16 protein-coding genes are annotated in these 19,579 nt (G+C 43.1%); 3 read left to right on the top strand and 13 right to left on the bottom strand.

Annotated features, from left to right (window positions below):
* The 4 genes from V7K38_RS15880 to nfi all read right to left on the bottom strand — a co-directional run.
* Nucleotides 1–435, bottom strand: a 435-nt coding sequence (locus tag V7K38_RS15880; RefSeq protein WP_334859159.1) for a tetratricopeptide repeat protein, incomplete at its 3' end; no start/stop codon positions are given.
* A 672-nt stretch (nt 436–1,107) separates the two neighbouring features.
* Nucleotides 1,108–3,066 (bottom strand): FHA domain-containing protein, encoded by a 1,959-nt coding sequence (locus V7K38_RS15875; RefSeq protein WP_334859152.1) that lies wholly within the window; start codon nt 3,064–3,066, stop codon nt 1,108–1,110.
* 138 nt (nt 3,067–3,204) lie between these two features.
* Complete coding sequence (locus tag V7K38_RS15870; protein WP_334859150.1) at nt 3,205–3,744, bottom strand: FHA domain-containing protein; 540 nt, start codon at nt 3,742–3,744, stop codon at nt 3,205–3,207.
* Nucleotides 3,745–3,851: 107 nt separating this feature from the next.
* Complete coding sequence (gene nfi / locus V7K38_RS15865; RefSeq protein ID WP_334859149.1) at nt 3,852–4,517, bottom strand: deoxyribonuclease V; 666 nt, start codon at nt 4,515–4,517, stop codon at nt 3,852–3,854.
* 243 nt (nt 4,518–4,760) lie between these two features.
* Here nfi and V7K38_RS15860 point away from each other — a divergent pair, with 243 nt between their 5' ends.
* Nucleotides 4,761–5,282 (top strand): hypothetical protein, encoded by a 522-nt coding sequence (locus V7K38_RS15860; protein WP_334859148.1) that lies wholly within the window; start codon nt 4,761–4,763, stop codon nt 5,280–5,282.
* A 279-nt stretch (nt 5,283–5,561) separates the two neighbouring features.
* A complete protein-coding gene (locus V7K38_RS15855; RefSeq protein WP_334859147.1) occupies nt 5,562–5,750 on the top strand; it encodes a type II toxin-antitoxin system HicB family antitoxin in 189 nt (62 codons plus the stop codon).
* Nucleotides 5,751–5,839: 89 nt separating this feature from the next.
* On the opposite strand, the gene V7K38_RS15850 is transcribed toward V7K38_RS15855, so the two are convergent.
* From V7K38_RS15850 to purC, 7 genes are all read right to left on the bottom strand, one after another.
* Entirely contained in the window at nt 5,840–7,105 is a 1,266-nt protein-coding gene (locus V7K38_RS15850; protein WP_334859157.1) for a DNA cytosine methyltransferase, read from the bottom strand.
* A gap of 1 nt (nt 7,106) precedes the next feature.
* Nucleotides 7,107–8,312 carry a lipid-A-disaccharide synthase gene (gene lpxB, locus V7K38_RS15845; RefSeq protein ID WP_334859146.1) on the bottom strand — a complete coding sequence of 402 codons (1,206 nt, stop codon included), beginning with the start codon at nt 8,310–8,312 and terminating at the stop codon, nt 7,107–7,109.
* Between the two features lie 138 nt (nt 8,313–8,450).
* Nucleotides 8,451–9,269 (bottom strand): acyl-ACP--UDP-N-acetylglucosamine O-acyltransferase, encoded by an 819-nt coding sequence (gene lpxA, locus V7K38_RS15840; RefSeq protein WP_322641053.1) that lies wholly within the window; start codon nt 9,267–9,269, stop codon nt 8,451–8,453.
* A 306-nt stretch (nt 9,270–9,575) separates the two neighbouring features.
* Entirely contained in the window at nt 9,576–10,100 is a 525-nt protein-coding gene (gene fabZ / locus V7K38_RS15835) for a 3-hydroxyacyl-ACP dehydratase FabZ (RefSeq protein ID WP_334859145.1), read from the bottom strand.
* A 131-nt stretch (nt 10,101–10,231) separates the two neighbouring features.
* A complete protein-coding gene (lpxC, locus tag V7K38_RS15830; RefSeq protein ID WP_334859144.1) occupies nt 10,232–11,095 on the bottom strand; it encodes a UDP-3-O-acyl-N-acetylglucosamine deacetylase in 864 nt (287 codons plus the stop codon).
* Nucleotides 11,096–11,297: 202 nt separating this feature from the next.
* Nucleotides 11,298–13,814 (bottom strand): BamA/TamA family outer membrane protein, encoded by a 2,517-nt coding sequence (locus V7K38_RS15825; protein WP_334859143.1) that lies wholly within the window; start codon nt 13,812–13,814, stop codon nt 11,298–11,300.
* 174 nt (nt 13,815–13,988) lie between these two features.
* A complete protein-coding gene (gene purC / locus V7K38_RS15820) occupies nt 13,989–14,726 on the bottom strand; it encodes a phosphoribosylaminoimidazolesuccinocarboxamide synthase (protein WP_334859141.1) in 738 nt (245 codons plus the stop codon).
* Between the two features lie 619 nt (nt 14,727–15,345).
* Here purC and V7K38_RS15815 point away from each other — a divergent pair.
* Nucleotides 15,346–15,621 carry a DUF7219 family protein gene (locus V7K38_RS15815; protein ID WP_334859140.1) on the top strand — a complete coding sequence of 92 codons (276 nt, stop codon included), beginning with the start codon at nt 15,346–15,348 and terminating at the stop codon, nt 15,619–15,621.
* A gap of 61 nt (nt 15,622–15,682) precedes the next feature.
* On the opposite strand, the gene V7K38_RS15810 is transcribed toward V7K38_RS15815, so the two are convergent.
* Together V7K38_RS15810 and V7K38_RS15805 are read right to left on the bottom strand one after the other, a co-directional pair.
* On the bottom strand, nt 15,683–18,238 hold the full coding sequence (locus tag V7K38_RS15810) for a GAF domain-containing protein (protein ID WP_334859139.1): 2,556 nt from the start codon (nt 18,236–18,238) through the stop codon (nt 15,683–15,685).
* 115 nt (nt 18,239–18,353) lie between these two features.
* Nucleotides 18,354–19,472, bottom strand: coding sequence for a glycosyltransferase family 4 protein (locus V7K38_RS15805; protein ID WP_334859138.1), 1,119 nt, complete (start codon nt 19,470–19,472; stop codon nt 18,354–18,356).
* Nucleotides 19,473–19,579 lie beyond the last annotated feature (107 nt).

Genomic DNA, 19,579 nt, shown 5'->3' with positions numbered 1-19,579 from the left:
TTCGCTGTACCCTCCTGTAAAAAAGTAGAGTGCTGCGAGATTGTTCAGGCTAGCGGCGACATCGGGATGGTTGTCTCCCAGTAAGCGTTTTCTCAGTTCCAAAGCTTGCAGATACAGGGGTTCGGCTTCGCTGTACCCTCCTGTAAAAAAGTAGAGTGCTGCGAGATTGTTCAGGCTAGCGGCGACATCGGGATGGTTGTCTCCCAGTAAGCGTTTTCTCATTCTCAAAGCTTGCTGATACATGGGTTCAGCTTCGCCATAGCGTCCTGTAAAAAAGTAGAGTTCTGCGAGATTGTTCAGGCTAGCGGCGACATCGGGATGTTCTAAACCAAGACGATTTTTAGCTACCTCAATACATAGTTTGTACCAAGGTTCTGCTTGCTGATAAAGTCCTTGACCGTAATAAAACCAGCCTAAACCTCTGAAAAGCCCAATTAAATCCTCGTCGCTTAGATATTGGGATAGGTGGGTTGCAACTTCTGCAAGGTGGGGAATACATGGAGTGAGGTTTCTAACCGCCGATTTAACTCAGCATATCAGAGAGCAAGAATTGTGCGTAGGCGTAGCCCGTCGTAGACATCGCCACTTGAGTGTTTTATCCTCGACGTTGCACCTTTTATCCTCAACGTTGCACCTTTTATCCTCGACGTTGAGCCTTTTATCCTCGACGTTGAGCCTTTTTACTCGAACGTTGAGCCTTTTTACTCGAACGTTGCACCTTTTTACTCGAACATTGCACCTTTTTACTCGAACGTTGAGCCTTTTTACTCGAACGTTGCACCTTTTTACTCGAACGTTGAGCCTTTTTACTCCAACGTCGAGCCTTTTTACTCGAACGTTGAGTCTTTGAACCTTAAATTTGGGATTTGGTACTCAAAACGGTCAGGTAAATACTGTATTTCTTATGCCTTCTTAAACTAAGAGGATGTTTGAGAAGTCGTAAAGTATACTATAAACCCCTCTCCAAACCTCTCCCCGTTGGCGTTAGCCTGCCGTTAGGCAAGCGAAGAGAGGCTTTGAAACCCCCATTCCCTCGTAGGGAAGGGGGGCTAGGGGGGTTAGGTTCTTAATGCTTTGATGTTACCAAAAATACTTTTCAAACATCCTCTAAGGTGACTGATTTAACACCCACTTCAACCACTGCCCCAAGGAACTTACAACATTTAACTTTTGAACTCCAGGCGCACGAGTGGCGGCAAGTCCATCAACGGCGACTAATGCAGCATATTGCAAGCCTAAAAAACTATCAACTGCGGCATAAGGGCCACCTAAAGTAATAGCCCCAGCAGCATACATTTGACTTTTGCCACTACGCATTTCTACTAGTTCAAAATTGTTCGCTACAGTCAATCGCCCCAGATGATTCACTGGGAGATTGTAATGTTTCACCAAATCTGCTATTAGGGGATTGGCATCTACTTTAGCGTCCAACCCAGTAGCATCAACAATAAAATCAGCTAGCAATTTCATTTCCCCAAAGCTTTGCTCTCGGATATGGGTAATAGTCCGGTTTTGGGCATCTCGTTCTACATCCAAAACCTCTCCGAAGGTAATTTGATACCAGCCTTCGCTGATCCCTTGGGCGGCAATTTGCTGCCAGTCGTGGCGATCGGCTGTGGTAGTTCCACCCCAGTCTGCTAGTAAACGTTTGCGTTCATCGGGGGTGGCTTTTTCTAACATTGCCCGGAGTTCGCCGCCCCAACAAGCTTTAGGCCAGTTAAAGGGTTGAAATTCGTAATGATTTTTGACTAGGCGCTGGGTATTTTGAAATTTGTTGCCTTGGGGTTTAGGCGATCGCATTAAATGCAAAACTGCAATATTCCGATTTCGTTTTCTCGCTTCATAAATGCGCTGAATAATCCGCGAAGCCACAATTCCCCGTCCACGAATCAATACCGTACCACCTTGTCGCTCTAGTTGCTCATAAACATGATCGTGTGCTTCATAAGCATTGACGACAGATTTAAAATCTTGATATTTTTCTCTATAAGCTTGCAAATCTGGAAGAAACTGAATTGCTGGATATCCAGTAGCTAAATGTAAATAACGAGTAACTAAAAAAGCATAATTTCCTGGGGCGCGAGAATAGGCTACGCAATATCTGCCATCATCAGTTTTGCGAATTGCCCTAACTCGTCCATAGCGATACATTTGATTCCAACCAATACGCTTCGCTTCCCTGTCTATGGAATTAAAGACATTACCCGCACGCGGTGTATAAGTTTCGGCAAATGTTGGTTCAGCAAATACTTGCCACAAATACTTCAAGGCTGAATTTATCTGTCCCTTGCTGCAATCGTGCCAAGCCTCGCGCAAGGCATAACTTGGCCAGCCCCAAATATTATCAGGACATGAGTCAGAATTCGATCGCAGTCTTTCATATAAGGGAATTTGCGAATTTAAACAAAGGCGCTTGTAACGGGCATAAGGTTCCGCCTCTAATCCCAAAGCTACAATTTTGTCAGGACGCACACCGCTAAGTCGCAGCAAATCAGCCCAAACAAAGCTACCAAGTCCCGCCCCGATCGCTAGATAATCAGATTCATCTACCGATAAACCCGTAGCATGAAGTGCTTGCACGGCGACATTTTCCGCCTGAAATGCCAGTGGCGGGAAATTACTTGCCAAGGGCGTTAACGGCTGGGCTACAGGCAAGCTGGGGTCTGGACGATTGGTATTTGCGTTGAAGTGAATCGTTGAAGGTGGGCTGGTATCTGGTTCAGAGATGCTAGCACCAAATTTAACTGTGATTACATAAGGGCCAATTTGCAATGTATCGCCATTAGTTAAAACACTGCGCTTTTGTGGTTGACCGTTGACATACACACCGTTAACGCTGCCTTGGTCAATTACTACTAGATGGTCTTGTTCCCAGTCAATTAGGGCATGGTAGCGAGAAACTTCGTTACTGTTAAGCAGCATCCGCGAAACGCGCACTCCCCTAAGTTCGGCAGGTAAGCGAGGGAATTCTCGACCAAAAGCGATCGGCATATTCAACCTTGGTTCTCGCCGTTCTCCTGTCGCTGGTTCATCCCAACTTAATTGAATTTGTAAGTCATTTGTCATTTGTCATTGGGCATTGGGAATTGGGCATTGGGCATTGGGCATTGGGCATTGGGAATTGGGAATTGGGAAAGAGGAGGCAGGAATTCTTTAATTTTGAATTTTGAATTGATTTCTCCCCCTGCCCCCTGCTCCTCCTTCTCAACTACCCGGTGCTACTAATACACTCATAGCCGCAGCTAAAGATGTCCCACACCAACGACAGCCAATTTGTAGGTTTTCTGGTGGGGAAACTTTATGACATTTGGGGCATTCTAAGCCATAAATTCCTAGCGATGGTGCGGAAGGTGTTGGTGAATGGTGGTGATGTCCGGGATGTGGTGGCATTAAAATTGTTGCTGGAATGCTACCCGTGGAAATGTTAGTAACGTTGAGTTTTACTTGTCCCAAAGAGATGCTAATGCCCTCAGTTAAAGGCATTTCACCTTGAACTAATTGCCGTCCATCGATTAGGGGGGGATTTTGCGATCGCAAATTTCTGATATAAAAGCACTGTTGCTGGTGATGAAAAAATATTTCAACGTGCAGGCCAGAGACAGTAGGGTGACTCAGAATAATATCGCACCGCAGTGGATCGCGGCCAATGCGGACAGTACCAGGATTTTGACTTGGCTGTTGTTCGTAGATTTTCTGAGTTTTATCTTGACCTGCATCGTGCCACTGTAAAGTTAGTGCGTTCATTGTTCTAACTTCGGAAATCGTATTTAGCTACTTGAACTTCTTTCTGTGCGATTCCTAACACGATTGAGTAGGTGTAAGCAAGTATTTAGAAAAAACTTCAACAAGCTTTATCTATCAGATGCTAATCTATCTGCAATACGTGTAGTTTCTGGTAGCCGATATTTGGGTGTGCAGCGTAATACATAGTCAATCGCCGTGGGTAAACTAATTCGATGACCACTGGAGATGTACAGAGGTTTTACTCCGGTGCGCGATCGCAAAACAGCCCCAACGGTTTCACCGTTATATATCAGTGGTTGTGTGCTGCCTTTGGCTTCTGGCAATTCCTCATACTTACCTACCAATCTGGACTTGGCTACACCAATTGTTGGCATATCTATAAGTAACCCTAAATGGCTAGCTATACCTAATCTGCGGGGATGGGCAATTCCTTGACCATCACACAGGATAATATTTGGTGTTGTTTGAATTTTCTCCAGGGCATCGAGAACAGCTGGAATTTCCCGAAATGAGAGGAACCCAGGAACATAAGGAAAGGTCGTAGGACGGTGTGCTAGGCTTGTCTCGATTACTTGCAAATCAGGAAAACTCAGTACTGCCACAGCTGCACGGCTAATGGTTCCATCAGCTTCAAAACCCATATCTACTCCAGCAACGTACTGGATAGGTTCTTGTAGTTGATCTTCAGTAATTACCTGATCTCGCAGCTTTTCTTGGATAACTATGGCTTCTTCCAGCGTCGAAGGCCAAACATGATCTCGATCAAATTTCATATTCAAAATGGGAATTAAACTGATTAATATTAATCCTGTTAATTTGACAAGCACAAAAACAAGAGTTTTTGATGTTGATACAGGGAAAATATATTTTTGGCAAAAGTCTGTGAAAGACTATCTTTATACTAAATATTTTAACGCAGATTAGCTGATATTCTGCATCATAATGTTACTTAAGGCTGTCAAGAGGGAATCCTAAGAATATAAGTTTATTTTCCTAGATTTTCTCTTTTAGTGGTTATGACACAGCCCAATATTCTGGAACTTGCAAAACAGGGAGATGTAGATGCGATCGCATCTCTAATGAACCGCCACTTACACCCCAAAGGGATCGCTGCAAAAGTTGCCTTCAAAGATGCTTGTTTAGAGGTAACGCTAGAATCTTATCGAGTACCAAATCAGCAAATTTTAGTTGCATTTATCCGCAAAGGTTTAACGGCTTTAGGGGCTGTATCTGTTGAAAGTGTGAAAGTTTACGGACAACAAACTGGTAAGAAGTTTCCAGCTTGGAGTAAAGAGTTTAATCTCGGTATAGTAGAAGATGAATTAGAAACGGCAGATAATGAAGAGTCTTCTCGTGAGCCTCAACTTCTCACTATTTTTATTAACTTAAGTGGTGATACTGCACGGGAATTAACAAACCAAGATTTTGAATTTATTGCTAATCAAATAGGCGCTGATATTTTATCATCTTGCAATGATATCTTTATTCAAAAAGTAAGTATTAGTAATGGTAGTTCTGTAATTACAAAAGAACGTTAGTATTTAAATTGCCTTACCTATAGGCGTAGAGAAAAAGTCTAAAACTATGATTTTTGCAAGAATTATAATAATTACAGCTAAATATTAGAGGATGTTTTAAAAGTCCTCTGGTTGGTAGCAAAACCTTTTAGATCCCCCTAAATCCCCCTTAAAAAGGAAGACTTTGATTCCGGTTCCCCCCTTTTTAAGGGGGGCTAGGGGGGATCTAAAAATGCCTAAAATTACAGCCAATCACTTTTAAAACATCCTTTTAAATATTGGGCTATAAAATCTCTGAAAATGTTGCTTTTTCCTATAGATTATGTTGCTGAATGTCCTGAAGTCGGCACAATTGACCAAGGTGAAACAATTGAAGAAGCTCTCGCTAATCTGAAAGAAGCGACAAGGCTAGACTTAGAAGAATGTTCTTTCCTCGACACTGATACTAGTCTGAGGTTTGTAACGAGTATAGAGGTCAGCTATGCCTAGATTACCAAGAATATCAGGCAGCGAGGCAATTCATGCATTATAATATAACGTTTAGGATTTATTCGCCAACAACGAGATGCATGGGAATTCTAGATGCTATTCAAATCACGCTGATAATATTGTTCCGCTTGCGACATCTTAAACTGTAGTAGCTTCTCCTCTCCCAACTTGTATTGCAAACTTGGCTTAAAAGGCGAAATATTCAAACTACGAATAATTTCCGCCGCCACAGCCTTTGCTAATAGCGGTGGTACAGAGTTACCAACTTGCCGAAATCCGTGCCATTTAGTTACATGAAATCTAAACCAATCAGGGTAAGAATGCAATCTCGCCGCCTCCCTGACTGTGATACAACGGGGTGTAAATGGATGAATCGGTCTAGGAGATGTGAAAGAACCCCTATACTTATCTGTTCCGGCTCTTAAAGTATTGCAGACACCATCAGGATGTAGCTTATGAAAACGACTAACTTTTTCTCTCTCGCCTTGTTGAGTCTCCTGAAAACGTTGAATAATTTCCGCAGAATGTTTTGTCCTTAAACTTGAAGAAAGTATTCGTAAATCATACTCACGTTTATAAGAATAATCATTGCTTATGCATTTAAGACCCCGAAGTATACGAGCATAGTTACTAGGTTTTTCGTATTCTCCTACAACCCAATCTCTTTTTACTAACTCAGGATAGTTTTCTATCTGGGGTAAATCTTTAATTGCATCCCATACTGTCGGACTCAATGGGATATCAGAGATTTTTTTATGAGTTAAATTATTTGGTAATGCTGGTTTAGTAATCGGCTGAGGATATTTCGGTAAATCTACATCCTCTCTTGCACCTATGAGGAATAATCTCTCACGGGACTGTGGAACTCCGTAATTTGCGGCGTTGAGAATTTGGTAATTCTCTTCTATTTTATAGCCGTGAATTTTAAACTCGCTAATTAGAGATTGGAGAATTTCTTTATGTTGACCAACTGTAATTCCCCGAACATTTTCCATTACAAAAAATTTCGGTTTTAGCTCAAAAACCAGTCGATGAAAGTGAAACACCAAAGAATTTCGTGGATCGTCAACAACCCGTTTACCAATTAGAGAAAATCCTTGACATGGTGAGCCACAAATTACCACATCAATTTCGCGATCGCCAATTTTAGAGCGATTCCTAATTTCTTCCCCGGTTGTATCCACAACACTTTGACATAACACTGAGCAATAAGGAAAGTTAAACTCATGTGTTGCACAGTGGATCGGGTCAATTTCTACAGACGCTAGCACATCAAAACCAGCTTGTTCAAAGCCAAGAGTCATACCACCCGCGCCAGCGAACAAATCAACTGCGATCGCTCTTGGTTTTCTCATCTCATGTCCCCAGTCCCCAGTCCCTAGTCCCCAGTCCCCAGTCCCCAGTTCCCGATCGCATTTGCAAAATTTCTTGAGCAGCGCGATCGCACACTCCAACTTCTCCCAAACTCTGCCGCATTTCTTCATAATCTAGCAAAGTTTGCTGTCTGCGACTGGGATTGAGTAGCAGTTCCATCGCTGCTTGGATAATATTCTCCGCCGTAGCTTGCTCTTGTAAAAATTCTGGCACAATCGGTTTCATTACTACTAAATTAGGCGGCGATGCAAAGATTACAGAACCTTTGAGGATTTTACGACCTATCCAAGCACTCAGGCGACTTAGGCGGTAAACTACAACTTGCGGCACATTTAACAAAGCAAGTTCTAGGTTGACAGTACCAGATTTGCTAATGGCTAAATCAGCAGCAGCAAAAACTTCCTTTTGTTGATCTAATAGAACTGTAGCCCGCAAACCGTAACGCTCAATAGCCTGCTCAATTGGCTGTCTATAGACTTCCAGAGATAGGGGAATCCAGAAATGAACTTCAGGTAATTTCGCTTGAAGAGTTTGGGCGGCTTGAAAAATAATTGGTAAAAGATATTTTAGTTCTTGGCGGCGAGAAGCGGGGAGGAGTGCGATCGCAATTTGTTCTGGTGGAATTCCCAGTGTTGCACGCGCTGCTTGACGACTGGGAGCGTCTTGCATTCGGTCAACCAAAGGATGCCCTACCCAAGTAACTTTTGCCCCTTTCTCACGAAAGTAACGCGCTTCTTGTGGAAAAATTGCCAAGAGCTTATCTGTAAAACCAACAATCCGGCTAGTCCTACGCAAACTTATCGACCAAGCCCACTCTTGAGGAGCGATGTAATACACCACAGGCACATCTGGTAACTGCCGTTTCACATAAGTGCCAATTTCCAGATTGGGAGTCATATAATCGATCAGCACCACTAAATCAGGTGGATTTTGTTTTAGGAAAGCGATCGCACTACGTTGCATCTGGAGAGTCGGTAAAATATAAGGCAGCCCTTCTAAAATACCCATTGAGCCAATACTACTAGTATTGCCCAGCAGAATTGCCCCAGCCTCCACCATTTTTTCGCCACCCAGCGCCACAATCTCTAATTCCAACCCAATCGCCACAGCTTGACGCTTCAGCGCTGTAATTAGCAGCGCTCCTTGTAAATCGCCAGATACTTCGCCAGTGCTGATAAAAATCCGCATTTGATAATTGATAATTAGTAAAAACTTAGAAATGAATAGTTAGCAGTGAATACTTAGGAATGCGGAGTTAAAAATTTAATTCATCAATTCATAACTCCTATAGAGACGCGATTCATCGCGTCTCTCCTAATTCATAATTCACGATTCATCACTCGCGCCCTTTTTCCCCTTACCGGGAATCAAACCACGTCTTCCTGGCATCTGAGAAAGTAGTAAAAAACGGCGCAGATGTTGTAATTGTTCGCTATCCCCTAACAGTTCCAGTTTTTCCAAGGCATCCTTAAAGGACAAATCAGAACGGTAGAGAATGCGGAAGGCTTTTTTTAGTGCAAGCAAATCTGCCGAGTCCATACCAGATCGTTTGAGTCCCACCAGGTTGAGGGTTCGTACTCGCGCCGGATTTCCCTCTACTAACATATATGGGGCTACATCCCGGTCAATACGTGCCATGCCTCCCACCATTGCCTGTCTACCAATATGCACAAATTGATGGACACCTAAAACCCCACTCAGCCTAGCACGTGACTCTATATGCACATGACCTGCCAACGCTACAGAGTTGGCAATCACTACCTGGTCTTCAATCACGCAGTTATGAGCTACATGGACATAAGCCATCAGCAAGTTACCATCGCCAATCACCGTTGCTTCACCAGCACCGGTAGCGCGGTTAATCGTAACGTACTCACGAATTAAGTTGTTATCACCAATTTTGACCCAAGTTGGTTCTCCCACAAACTTGAGATCCTGGGGTTCCATGCCGATGGCTGCACCTGTAAAAATCTGATTTTGCGCCCCAATTTCACAAGGCCCCTCTAACACAGCATGAGCGCCGATAATTGTTTCAGGGCCCACTTTGACATGCGCTCCAATCACAGCATAGGCACCGACTTGCACTGTATGGTGGAGTTCCGATTTCGGATGAATTACAGCAGTTGGATGAATTAGCGTTTTCAAGGGTGAATCTCCAGAACTGTCTTGATAAGTCAGCGCCAGGTAGGGTTTATGAGGCAGTGTGTTACTCTGGTTAAGAGATTTGTACAGACTGCCCTCCCATCAAGGCGACTGGTAGAGCATTAAGTATTTCAGTGAACGAAAGTGTCGGGCAAAGCAAGTTAAGTGTGTTCGAGCAGTATCTCGTAAAGAGGGAGTCGAAAATCAAGAAATTATCAAATGCTGTTGTGGATTTTTTTTTACTGTTATCCTTTATCGGGATTCAGTAAGGGCATTTCACGGCTATGCCCACACCACGAAAGCAAACTTTTAGTTAACCAGAGAAAACATTAATTCTCCTTCACAAGCAAGTTGACCATCAACTTCGGCACGACCTTGCATCTTACCGAAACGACGTTGTTTTACCCATAACAGTTCCACCGTCATTACTAGTTGATCCCCCGGTACAACCTGGCGGCGAAAGCGAACTTTATCGATACCAGCGAAAACAAACAATCCGCCTTCTACCGGAGACATTTGAGTGAGAACAATGCCCCCAACTTGTGCCATTGCTTCGACAATTAGCACCCCTGGCATCAGTGGACGACCGGGGAAATGTCCCTGGAAATGGTGTTCGTTGATAGTGACATTTTTAACCCCAACAGCTTTTTTACCTGGAACGTAGTCAATTATTTTGTCTACAAGTAAAAATGGGTAGCGGTGAGGTAGCAATTTCTGAATTTCTTCAGATGTAAAAGTTGTTTTAATCTCAGATATGATTGTAGTCTCATTTATAGCCTGTGGTTCGGTAGATATAGTTGTATCGATGGTATTCACTTCAGCGAAGATTGACATTGGCGGTGTAGTTAATTTTTCATCTGAAAGTTTAGCAGGTAGACGTATGTCGAAAGTCTTAATAATCCAGGATTTTAAGCTTTAGAGCCATCTAAAATCTAAAATCGTTCGACTGAGCGACTTGTACTGAGCTAAGTCGAAGTAAGCCGAAGTCCCAAATCTAAAATTTTCTGAGCCAGTTGAATGTGTAAATTGTGGCTGGCTTTATACGCTAAGAAATGAGCAAGAGGAAAAGTTCCTAGTAAACTTAAATCTCCTACTAAATCCAAGATTTTATGACGGACTGGCTCATTTGCAAATCTCAATGGGGGATTTAGCCAACCTTCTGGCCCGCAAACGAGTGCATTATCCAAACTGCCACCTTTAATTAACCCTGTTTTTTGCAAGTGTTCAATTTGATGCAGCAACCCAAAAGTTCGGGCAGGAGCAATTTCCGTCGCAAAGCTAGGAGAAGCTTTTTCTAGTTCAGTGGTTAGTGACCAACTATGCCATTGATTACCAATGGCAGGCAAGTCAAAATCAATACCATAACTAAAGCGAGTTTCTGGTGCTGGGAGGACACAAACAAAGGCATCCCCTTGATAGATGCATAAGGGTTCTGTAACAGCCAAAGGAATTTGTTTGTTAACAGGTTGTGATACTAAGCCTATTTGGGCAATGTTGGCTGTCCATACACTTGCGGAACCATCCAAAAGTGGGACTTCTGGCCCATCAATTTCAATCCGGGCATTATCCACGCCCATCCCTGAAAGTGCTGCCAATAAATGCTCTACCGTGCGAACAGATACTTCCCCTTCACCCAACTGAGTTGAGAGAACAGTGTGACTAACTGCTGTAACTTGGGCTGGAACGATCGGTAAATCCGGTAAATCCACCCGTACAAAGTAGCGTCCACTTCCTGCCTCAGATGGTAGTATCCGCACCTGGGTATTCACACCACTATGCAGCCCCACCCCTATTTGGGTGATTTCAGCTGCTAGAGTGTGCTGTTGCATAGCCAAAAAGTCAATATATTTCGTTTAGTATTGTTCATCGTCTGTTTTGGTAGAATCCCTGATATTCCCCGAAAAATGTCATTAATCCCTTTATCGGAACAGTATTGAGGTAAATGTAAAAATTAGCAAGCTAATTGTCATTTGTCCTTTGTCATTTGTTGAACTACTGACCAATGATTAATGACTAATGACTAATGACTAATTAAAACCTTTCGCCAATACCGAAGTTAATCCGACTATCCCCATCATCGTTGATACCGTAGTCAATCCGAATTGGCCCCAGTGGAGACTGGACGCGAACGCCAAGACCATAGCCGAAGCCACTACCATTTTTGTTTAACACTTCACCCGCCCTGGTAGTAGTTCCCAGATCGCTGCCGAGATCAAAAAATAGTGCGCCACTGACTACTGAAAAAACTGGAAACCTGTACTCAACTGATGCTTGCACGTAAGAGCGTCCACTACCTAATGCTCCTTCTTCATAACCTCGGACAGAGTTACTACCCCCAAGAGTAAAAGCTTCGTAGGGAGGCAAATCACCGATAATGGTTCCTGCTTGCAGGTTAAATGCTAAAGTTTGTGCCCCTTTGCTTAGACTAATCAGCTTGATGGGTAAATATTGGCTGTAACTACCCCGGAATCTAGTGAGGAAAATATTGCCTAGTCCGATGGGAACCGACTGATCTACCCCGAAGCGGAGATAAGAACCACTAGTGGGTTGCAATGGGTTATTACGGAGATCCCTCTGTGCCCCCAGTTGCAGCAGCAGTAAATCGTCTTGACCTCCCGAAGACAAGGTAAGTGGAATTTCGAGTGGTTGACCATTGCTGGTGGGGTTTCCATTCTGGTCTAGAGGAATTCCATCATTATTGAATACCGCTCCTGTTTTTTTGAGATTGCCATCGGCATCACGGGCGGAAACTCGTTGATACTGGAAACCAGCAGAGGCAGTCCAGACGGAAGTTTTGTAAGGATTAGAGGATAGGGGACGAGTAAAGGTTACACCACCACCTACACGGAGAATACGGGGGCGATCCTGAGAATCTGTATTCTTGATATCATTTGGGTCAAATGTTCTAATGTCTTCATCCTTGCCATCAAAAATCAACGAAATGGAACTGCGGCGAAAAATATTGGTTGTATAGGAAGTCCGGTAAGGATCTCCCGCAATCCAGGGGTCTGTAAACCGCAGGTCGAACAGCAGTTCTCGTTCTCCTACCTGTACTTCTGCTCCCAGTTTTTGGTTTCTACCGTTCAGGTTTTGCTGTTGATAGCTAACTGTTCCAAAAAGTCCGCTAGCAGAACTAATCCCTGCCCCAGCCGCAATAGAACCACTACTGCGTTCAGCTACATTCACGACTACATCCACCTTGCTGGGGTCAGTACCAGGGTCAAGAGACACATTTACATCTTCAAACAGTCCCAGTCCATACACGCGCTGTAAGTCTTTTTGTACCGTGTTGCGGTTGAATATTTGTCCTGGTTTCAACTCTAATTCTCGGGTAATGATGTAATCTTGTGTCCGTCCGCGAATTGGTTGTCCCTTCTCATCTGTCTCCTGACCATCTTTATTGCGGAACCGGACTCTAATCTTTTCTACTACCCCTTCTGCTATTTGCAAGGTAACAACTCCGTTTTCAGAGACTTGGGGCGCTCCAATTACGTTGGCTAGCACGTAACCTTTGTCTTGATACCGCTTGTTTAGCTGTTTGATGCCTTCCTGCAAGTCGCGCAAGTTGAGAATTTTACCATACTGCTCCTTAAATACTTCATCTACGGTATTAGCTGGCAGTACGGAGGCGACACCAGTGCCAGGATTAGCTTGCACTTGGACTTTGCTCAGAATGGGGTTAGGCTGTACAACAAAGCTCACCCGCACTCCCAAAGGGGTATCTTCTGGCGATGCTTGGACGTTTGAGAAAAAGCCAGTGCCAAAGATGGCGTTAATATCTTCTTGCAATTGGCTGCGAGTTGTTGTTCGTCCTGGTTGGGTACGAATTACTCTGTAAACTTGTTCTTCCAGTTCTGGTGGTAGTTGCCCAGTCTGCGATCTAATGAGTACTTCCGATACTAGTACGCGAGGGTCATTGGCTTCTGGGGCTGTGCTGGGTTGAGTATTTCCCGGAGTTATGGGTGTTGTAGGTGGGTTAACATTCTGCGGACTGGGGGTAGCACTTGGTCTTAGAGCAGGTGTTCGTTGTTGACCATCTGGGAATGGAACCTCTGGAGCAGTAGATGGTTCTGGAGTTGTGGGTAATATAGGTTGCGTTGTCGGTGGATTGACATTCTCTGGGACTGGAGTAGTCTCAGGGGTTGGGGAAGGCGTTGGTTGTTGAATTTCTGGCGGCGGAATGTCTGGGGCGGGAGAGGGCTGTTGAGTTGTGCTGGGATTGATTTGAGGGGTTTGTTGTGCAGTTTTTGGCGTTGTGGAGGTTGGCACTATTACCCCTGGTTTCGCTATGGCTGCTGGATTAGCAGGGTAAACTGCGACAATGCGGGATTTTGGTTGCTCTATAACTACTTTGGGATTAGTTAGAGACTCTAGACTCTTACTAAAGTCTTGCTGACTAGTGTTCTTTTCTGGCTGCTGATTTGTTCCTAGTGTCAAAACTTCTGTTGTCTGTTTTGAACTGTTGGCGGTTTCTGCATTTGCACTCAATGAGCCGCCCAAAGGGACTGTAATTGCTACTGCTGCCAGCAATACGGGAGATAAACGCATTTTACTTATGATTCCTCTTCACGACCACACACACCATCACAAGGCAATAATGCCCTTATGCCAAAGGTAAAATTAAAAATATAATTTTTTTCTTTTGCTTTTTTACTTTACAAGGCAAAAGGCAAAAGGCAAAAGTAAAATATAATTCCTTCTGATCTTTTGGCTTTTACCTGTTTAAGTTGTAGCTTCTACTGCTTTTAGCACTCTTTGTAAAACCTCCTGGTAGGCATCCTCTACATTTCCTAAGTCTCGGCGAAAGCGGTCTTTGTCCATTACCCGGCGGTTTGAGTCCTCTTCTGCGGTATCCCACAAACGGCAGGTGTCAGGGCTAATTTCGTCTGCCAAGAGCAACTGCTGTTGTGAGTCCAAACCAAACTCTAGTTTGAAGTCTACTAGGGTAATACCGCATCGTTGCCAAAATTTATTGAGAAATTCATTGATTTCCAATGCTAGATGTGTAATGGCATCTACTTGTTCCGCAGTAGCTAGTTTTAGAAGGTAAAGGCGATCGCGTGTCAACAAAGGATCTCCTAACTGATCGTTTTTGTAATAAAATTCAACCAAAGGCTGTTTCAGAATTGTACCCACTGGCAACCCTGTTTGTTGAGACAAACTGCCAGCCGCAATATTTCTGATCACTACTTCTAAGGGCAAAATCTTTACTGCCCTCACCCGCATCTGATTTGGGATAGGGCTGTCGATAAAGTGAGTCTTTATACCATAAGCTTCCAACTGTTTAAAAAGCTGGCTGGAAATGCTACAATTAATTTTTCCTTTTTCTTGGATACTGCCACGTTTTTGGGCGTTAAACGCTGTGGCATCGTCCTTAAAATCAGCCAACAAGACTTCCGGATCGTCCGTTGTATAAAGAATTTTTGCTTTGCCTTCGTATAACTTGGAATTAACAGACATGGTGGCAGGTAAAGTTCTAGGCGATGAACGATTTTTGTCGTTTCGGGCTTCACCATTTTATCTTTAGTTCTTAACTATTAACCATTGGTGATTTTTTAAAGAAAAAGCAAGGACTTTAGGAATTGGGATGAGGGAGCAGGGGAAGCAGGGGAAGCAGGGGAAGAAAGAATAAAGAACTAATACTCAATGCTCCATGCCCAAAGCCTTATTTCCAATGCCCAAATTAGCCAGTTGACAAAGATTGAGAACTAAATCTCTAACTTTTAACAGAGGGTAATTAACTTTGCTACTTAGTATAGTTATGTAACTAGTTTTAGTATCTAAGTAGTAATTATTTTTGTAAAGAAAATTTAGACCATATATACGGGTATGTTTTAAGAGTTTATAAGTCAGGGTTTCGACTGAAGTTAATTACAACTGGAATTTCATAAATTAAGATGAGATCAATTATCAACTGGGAGGAAAATCAAATATTCTCTCTAGTGACTTTAGTAGAAGCTTTTTTTTGTAACATTAACGACAACAGTATTTCAAGCTTGATCAAGAAAAATTCAAAACTCAGGAGTCAGAATTCATTCTGACTCCTGAGTTCTGTTTCGATAAAAGGTGAATTGAATAAATGGAGAAAGAAATAGTGGATAAAGATGATTTTCTCTACCCTCGTGGTCGCTATTACGGTCAGGTAAAGCCAGAAAACTTGGTTTTTAATGCGAATCTACAAGAATTTGCCCAACGTGTAAGCTATATTTGCAACTTAGAAACAGGTGGAAAATTGCCTCCAGGTGTAGCTTATGAACAAATCAAGCAGCTATGGAAACAGTTGAAACACTCTAAAAAAGAACTGCGAATTGGCGAAGACCCGTTTCAAGATGATCAGGGTGAGGCTCAAGGTTGACATGGAGAGGTGAGAACAAGGGGAATAACCGATGACCAATGACCAATGACCAATAACTAAATTACTTAGTAAGCATTGTCCAAATACCATCCCAGGACTCTGGGGGCGGGTTTTGTAAATAATTACGCGCACGTTCCAAATGAATATCAACAGCTTGGTCTTTGGATTGGATGCATTTGGCGGCTTCAAAACAAGCGATCGCTTGTGAGAAGTTGCGCGATAAATAGGCAGCGCGTCCAGTATGATAGTGATACAAAAACTCTTGAGTGTTAGCCTCTAAAGGAGTATTGCGATCGCCAATTAACTGGTAAATATTTACAGCCTGGTGTTTCCCTTTAACTCGAATTTTGTCTAACTGGCGTACCCAAACGCGATCGCTGCAAAGCTGATAAGTAAATTCGCTTAAGATAATATCACAACCATATTCCTTAGTTACCGCCTCTAAGCGCGAACTTAAATTTACGCCGTCTCCAATCACGGTGTAATCCATCCGTTTGGGCGAACCAATATTACCCGAAACGACTTCCCCAGAACTAATCCCGATGCCAATACGAATTTGTGGCTGCGCCTGGATAATTCGTCGCTGGTTAAATTCCTCTAAGCGTTGTCGCATATCTAATGCTGACTGTACAGCCCTCCAAGCATGATTTTCTGTCAGAGGTAAGGGCGCACCAAATACAGCCATTAAGGCATCACCAATAAATTTATCGAGAGTGCCTTCGTGGTTAAAAACAGCCTCCACCATTGTTTCAAAATACTGATTGAGCAGCAATACCACTTCAGCTGCACCAAGATTTTCTGTAAGTGTTGTGTAGCCCCGAATATCAGAAAACAAGACGGTTACTTCCTTGCGCTCACCCACCATTAAAGCATCTTCCCCTAGTGCCATAACTTGTTCGGCTACATGGGGCGTTAAGTAGCGGGACATAGTGGTTTTCATCCGTTTTTCCCGACTGATGTCTTCTAATACCACCAAACCACCCCGGACACCGCCTTCTGGGTTAGTTAGGGGATTGACAGTGAGATTCGTACTGCGTTCTAGTGTTTGCACCTCATCAGGGGTGAGAAACTCAGATTGGGGAGTGAGCGATAGATTCCAGGGAATGAACACATCAGGGCTAGTGCGATCGCGGACTGCTAAAATCGAGTGTTGAGTAGCATTATTAACTTTAGAAATTCCTACTATCAAACTTTGCTCTGGCGCATAATGTTTAGCTCCAGTTTTTAAACTATCTTCTAGTCGCATTTGCAGGTTTTCAATCGGTACAACTTCCCAAACAAAGCGACCAATCAAATTTTGTTCCCACAAAAGCTTGTTTGTTTTGGTATTAGTGTTTTTTATCGGGCAACCTAATAGCTCCAGTGCTGCATCATTAATCGTGACAATCTGACCTGCCATATCTGTAGAAATAACCGCATCTGACAGACTTTGCAAAATGTCTTTTTGATACTGTTTCTCTAACAACACATTTTCAAAGAGACGAGCATTTTCCAAGGCAATTCCTGCCTGGGTATTAAAAGCCCGCATAAACTCTTCATCAGAAGCGGTAAAACTGCTTTGTTGCTTATTAATTAATTGCGTTACACCGATTAATTCGTTTGCAGAATTAAATACTGGTAAACATAAAATATTGCGAGTCACATAACCAGTTTTTCTATCTGTACTTGGGTCAAAGCGGGGGTCTTTGTAGACATCGGAAATATTTAGGGTTTCGCCAGTGGAAGCCACATAGCCAGCAATGCCACGGTTTGCGGGAATATGGATTTCTAACAACTTTGTAGCATCTGCTGCGGCCGAAACTTTTGTCCAAAGTTCGCTCATATCTTTACGATATAAAAACAGCGTACTGCGGTCTGCTTGCATTAAAATTCGAGCTTGTTCCATGACTATCTGCAAAGTTGCTTCTAAATCTAAACTTTGCCCTAACGTCTGAGTCGCCCGCAACAAAGCCGTAGCACCTCGTTGATTACGAGCGGCTACATAAAAAGATTGACAGCTTTCCAGAATAATCCCAATAGAAGCGGCAAAGTCTCGGAAACGTTCTTCATCATCATGATTAAACGGAACATTTCCGGTTTTATTAGCCAGTTGTACTACCGCTACAGTATGGTTTTTACTACTGATAACAGGCATACATAAAATATTATGAATTTTATAGCCCATTTGTTTTTCAAGTTCTGGGCTAAATAGGGGATGACTATGAGTTTCTGATATATTTAAATATTGACCTGTACTAGCAACATGACCGGGAATACCTACCGTAATGGGAGTACGAATTTCTAAGAACTTTTGGCTATTATCTTGAGGAACTTTTGACCACAGTTGACCTTTGTCATAATCAACTAAAAAAATAGCTGTGTGTTCTGCTTGTAGGATTTGACCAATTTTGAGTGTGATAGCTTCTAACACCTTCTCCAACATAGTTTCTAGAGCTTCATTATTGATTAGTTCAATAGCTCTAAGAAATTGCTGGAACTCAGCAGTTATGAAGTCAAGTAAGCAAACAAATTCATTAACAGATAAGTCTTTAACACGACGCAATAGAGCATGAGTACGATTAACTTGAGTCAGTTCAGTTAATGTAGCCAAGACGCTACCAGGGTTGGGGAGTGTCATGGGGATTGGGGATTAGGGATTGGGGATTGGGTATGGTTATTTTTTTGTCCTCCTTGTCCCCATTGTCTGCCTTGTCCCCCTTCTATTTCCACTCTCTACTCCCCTATTTTGTTAATTATTCAGAAAGTATGACCTTTTGGTAGTAATCTTGTAGCTGCTTGGTAGCAGCCGCCCAACCCCAACTTTCTGCTTCTTGACGAGCATTTTGACGCATTATGTCTCGTTGTTCTTTTTGTTCTAAGAGGCGAATAGTAGCAGTTAAGGCTCCTTGAACATTTGCTGTAGGCTCAAAAAGATATCCATTTACGCCATCTGTCACAATATCAGGAATTCCCCCTGAACGGGCTGCTACTACCGGACAGCCAGCAGCCATCGCTTCTAGTAGGACTAAGCCTAGTGTTTCTGTACGGGAAGGGAAGATAAAGGCATCAGCACTGGCAAAGGCAGAACCTAATTCTTGCCCCATGAGATATCCAACAAAATAAGTATTTGTCCCAGCAAAGTGTTTTTCTAGTGCTTGACGGTGTGGCCCATCTCCAACCAATGCTAACCGCGCTTCGGGAATTGCTTCTAAAATTGGTTTGATACGCTCAATTTCTTTTTCAGCCGAAAGCCTCCCAACATAAAGTAGCAATGGACTTTCTGGATGATTTTGTGATAAACGCGATCGCATCTCTACATTAGCTAAATCAGGGTGAAATAATTCCGTATCCACCCCACGCTGCCATAAATCTACACGCTCAATCCCATGTGCTGTCAGTTCCTCTACCATTGCTGTGGAGGTACACAGATTCAAATCTGCTTGATTATGAGCGCCTTTGAGCAGTTCCCAAAGAAAGCCTTCCAGCATCCCCAAGCCGTAATGTTGAAGATATTGGGGTAAATGGGTATGATAAGACGCAACTAAGGGGATTTTGAGGATTTTGCTGTAAAATATGCCAGCTAAACCTAAAACGGCTGGATTTACGACATGAATCACATCTGGCTTAAACTCTTCTAAAACATAACCAATGGCTGGGCGGGGAAGTGCCATTGTTAATTCTGGATACAATGGCAAAGGAAAGCCAGTAATGCCGTAAACTTTAGCGCCTTTGTGTTCTGTAATGCCTCCATCAGGGGCAATTACCAATACTTGATTGCCACTACGCTGTAAATGGTCAACAGTATGGCGCAGCCGCGTTACAATGCCGTCAACCTTGGGTAAAAAGGTTTCGGTAAATAGGGCAATTCTCATAAAAAACTATTCAGTACAGGCAGATATAGCGCTTCTTCTTTGGATGTAATATACTTTGACCTCTCTCCAAACCTATCCTAAAAGGAGAGAGGCTTTGAATCTTACTC

This window comes from Nostoc sp., assembly GCF_036917465.1.
Classification (GTDB): Bacteria; Cyanobacteriota; Cyanobacteriia; order Cyanobacteriales; family Nostocaceae; genus Nostoc.
This window is presented reverse-complemented; position numbering and strand designations above follow the sequence as displayed.